This is a genomic window from Paenibacillus sp. AR247, assembly GCF_002968895.1.
Taxonomy (GTDB): domain Bacteria; phylum Bacillota; class Bacilli; order Paenibacillales; family Paenibacillaceae; genus Paenibacillus_AQ; species Paenibacillus_AQ favisporus.
The window spans coordinates 342,583-346,383 of the sequence record NZ_PCZT01000012.1; the positions used below are offsets into that span (position 1 = coordinate 342,583).

General features: G+C 57.3%; 3 protein-coding genes. 2 read left to right on the forward strand and 1 reads right to left on the reverse strand.

Features of this window, described 5'->3' with window-relative positions:
* Positions 1–117: 117 nt before the first annotated feature.
* Positions 118–465, reverse strand: a complete 348-nt coding sequence (locus CPT76_RS23025) for a YugN family protein (RefSeq protein WP_105444577.1) — start codon at positions 463–465, stop codon at positions 118–120.
* Positions 466–671: 206 nt separating this feature from the next.
* Between CPT76_RS23025 and CPT76_RS23030 the strand changes: the two genes are divergently transcribed.
* Together CPT76_RS23030 and CPT76_RS23035 are read left to right on the forward strand one after the other, a co-directional pair.
* The gene (locus CPT76_RS23030) at positions 672–1,847 is read left to right on the forward strand and encodes a M20 family metallopeptidase (RefSeq protein ID WP_105444578.1); all 1,176 of its coding nucleotides are present in this window, start codon (positions 672–674) and stop codon (positions 1,845–1,847) included.
* A gap of 185 nt (positions 1,848–2,032) precedes the next feature.
* The gene (locus CPT76_RS23035) at positions 2,033–3,796 is read left to right on the forward strand and encodes a DNA repair helicase XPB (RefSeq protein WP_105444579.1); all 1,764 of its coding nucleotides are present in this window, start codon (positions 2,033–2,035) and stop codon (positions 3,794–3,796) included.
* The last annotated feature ends 5 nt before the right edge of the window (positions 3,797–3,801 follow it).

Genomic DNA, 3,801 nt, shown 5'->3' on the forward strand with positions numbered 1-3,801 from the left:
CTGAATACCATGACCAGCCCAAAACCAACCAACAGCAAGGTGAGGATGAGCAGTTTGGAAATCCGGCGTCCCTCTCTTGGTTTGTTGGGGGTTTTTCTTCTCTCATAAGAGACCTGCTTAGGCTTCCAGAGCGGCTTTAAACTGCTGAAGCTTCTTGGTTGCTATCCCCATGATGGACGACGGAATCGGAGATTCGTATTCCAGCCCGTGAGGGAAGGTTGCTTTGCCCATGTACACGGCTTCAATTTGCAGCACGGTGCTTGGCTTTTCCAGCTTACCCTCCACTGCACGAGTGTTAATCCGGACGAAATACTCCGAATTGGTGTTTTTATCTTCGATCTTATAGTCATATGTAGCGCGGTAGTATTCCCACTGCCAGCGGACAAAGCCTACTTTCTCGGCTACTTCGTCCATAAACGCCAAGTCGGCTTTGATGCCGTCCAGTCCCGTATTTTCAAAAATCATGGTTACTAAATCCTCCTCTATTGGTTGCCTGTAAAGTTCTTTACTCATGATATTATGTTTTAAACACTTGTGCAAGCCTTGGCAGTATTGGGGCGATACCCCATCTTAAGCGTTTCTGCTACAATAGAAAAAAGGGTTCACAACCGCGATGTGGGATGACATATCGGCAACTTAACATCCATTCTATGGCGAGAGGACGGATACATATGAAAGAAGAAGCATTGCTGAGCAAGCTGCAGCCGCAAATGGTGGAGTGGAGGCGGTATCTTCACCGGCATCCGGAGCTGTCTTACCACGAGGAGAAGACGTCGGCGTTCGTGGCGGACAGGCTGCGGGAGCTGGGGATCGACGTCCGGACGCGGTTTGGCGGCGGATATGGGGTAGTCGGTGTATTAAAAGGAAGCAAGCCGGGGAAAACGGTCGTGCTGCGGGCGGACATGGACGCGCTTCCGATCCAGGATGAAAAGTCGTGCGATTATTCGTCCGAGGTTCCGGGCGTCATGCATGCTTGCGGTCACGACGGGCATACGTCGATCCTGCTGGCGGTGGCGACATACTTCAGCGCCCGGAAGGAAGATCTTCCCGGAGAGATCCGGTTCGTATTTCAGCCGGCGGAGGAGGTATGTCCGGGCGGAGCCAAGGGGATGATCGAGGCCGGCGTTCTGGATGGGGCTGACGCGGTGTACGGCGTGCACTTATGGACGCCGTTCCCGGCAGGAACCGCGGCCAGCACGCCGGGGCCGATGATGGCGGCAGCGGATGAGTTCTTTATCGACATCATAGGTAAAGGCGGCCACGGTGGTATGCCGCACGTGACGGTGGACAGCGTGGTGGCCGGATCGGCGCTGGTCATGCAGCTGCAGAGCATCGTCAGCCGTTCGGTCAACCCGCTTCGGCCGGCGGTCGTTACGATCGGGACGATCCAGGGTGGAAGCGCGCAGAACGTCATTGCCGAATCGTGCCGGATTACCGGGACCGTACGGACATTTGATGAGGAGACGCGCCAATTTATCCGCGAACGGATCGAAGAAATAACCCGGCTTACGGCGCAGACTTATGGAGCGGAGTCGAAAATTCAATATTTGATGGGTTACCCACCGCTAGTGAATGATGAAGCGGAGACGGAAAGGTTTTTCCGCGAAGCGCCGAAGGTATTCGGGGAGTCGAAGGTGGAGCGCTGCGAGAAGATTATGCCTGCGGAGGACTTCGCATACTATTTGCAGGAAATCCCCGGGTGCTTTATGTTCGTGGGAGCAGGCAACGAAGAGCTGCAGGCCGTCTACCCGCATCATCATCCAAGGTTTGACTTTGACGAATCGGCCATGCTGAGCGCCGCCAAGCTGCTGGTGACGATGACCCAATCCTATCAGGGATGGGAATAGGCAGGCTCGGGCCGCCGAGTCTCCCGGTCTTGCCGAGAGAAGGGTTCCTGAAGGCACGAATGTTTTGGCGGACGATGGGAAAACTTAAAATGGAAGAGGAAAAGTTCATTTCCGCTCTAGGAGATGAACTTTTTTCATATGTTTGAAGGCTGAAAGAACTATTCGGATTGAAAGAAGGGGATTTGATGAGCGATACAAAAGCGTGCATCGTGCAGCGGGACCGGACCGTCCTGCTGGAATGCGGACATCCGGGGTTTGAGGAAGCCCGCGGGAAGCTGGCCCATTTTGCAGAGCTGGTCAAGAGTCCTTCTGCGTTTCATACGTACCGGATCACTCCGTTATCGCTGTGGAATGCCGCTTCGCTGGGATGGACCGCGGAGGAAATCGTTGACGCCCTGGCTTCGATTGCCAGATGGGAGGTTCCATCCGCGTTAATCCAGGACATCCGCAGCCTGGTGGGCAGATACGGGAAGCTCCGGATCGAGGTGGGGAAGGCGGAAGCCGGGAAGCTCCGGCTGACGGCATCCGATCCGCAGCTGCTGGATGAAGTGCTGGCAATCCCCGCCGTGCAGGCCAGCGGGCTGCGGCGCGCCGCGCCGGAGCAGGCGGAGCTTGATGCGGTCCGCCGCGGACGGATCAAGCAGGAGCTGACGCGGCTCGGTTATCCGGTCCTGGACTTGGCCGGATATCATGAGGGACAGCCGCTGCAGTTGGGCTGGAAAGCGCAGGGCGGCTCATTTGCGCTGAGGGACTACCAGCAGGCGGCGGCCGACGCTTTTGAAGGGGTGGCCGGGAGCGGAGGCAGCGGGGTGCTGGTGCTCCCTTGCGGAGCCGGAAAAACGGTCATCGGCCTTGGCGTGCTGGAGAAGCAGCAGTGCGAGTGCCTGATTCTGACGTCGAACGCGACCTCCGTCGGACAGTGGATCGCGGAGTTGACGGACAAGACGACGCTCGATCCTTCCCAGATCGGGGAGTATACGGGGCAGAAGAAGGAGGTGCGCCCGGTCACCGTGGCCACCTATCAAATTTTGACGCACCGCCGCTCCAAAGAGGACGAGTTTGAACATATGCGTCTGTTTAACGAACGGAACTGGGGGCTCATCATTTACGATGAGGTGCATCTGCTGCCGGCTCCGGTGTTCCGGGCGACGGCCGATATCCAGGCGACCCGCCGGCTGGGACTGACCGCTACGCTCGTACGGGAGGACGGCTGCGAGCAGGATGTATTTTCGCTGATCGGACCCAAACGCTACGAGATGCCCTGGAAGGAGCTGGAGTCCATGGGCTGGATCGCGAAGGTCGAATGCACGGAAGTCCGGGTGGCGATGGAGCCGGAGCTGCGTGAAGCATACGCGTATGCGGAGGGCAAGGAGAAGTTCCGCATCGCCGCCGAAAATCCCGGCAAGCTCGAGGTCGTTCGCAGGCTGCTCGCTAAGCATCCGGAGGAGAGCGTCCTCATTATCGGCCAGTATATCGATCAGCTGAAGCAACTGTCCGAATCGCTGGGCATTCCGCTGATTTCGGGGCGAATGGCGCACAAGGAACGCGGAAGGCTCTACGAGTCTTTTAAACGGGGAGAGATCAGAGTGCTGGCCGTTTCCAAGGTAGCCAATTTCGCCGTCGACCTGCCGGACGCTTCCGTGGCGATTGAAATATCAGGCAGCTTCGGCTCCAGGCAGGAGGAAGCCCAACGCCTGGGACGGATTTTGCGTCCGAAAAACGGAAACAACCGGGCATATTTTTACGCGCTGGTGTCCCAAGAAAGCAAAGAAGAGGACTTTGCCATCCGCCGTCAGCTGTTCCTGGTCGAACAGGGTTACGAATATTCCGTCCGATATGATTCGGATCCCGGGCTGTTTCGTTCTGGGGCCAGTCATGAGCGGGCTTCCTCCCATCCTGCGAAGGACCGTCCCATTCCAGACCTAAAGGAGGCATCATCCCGACCATGAGCACT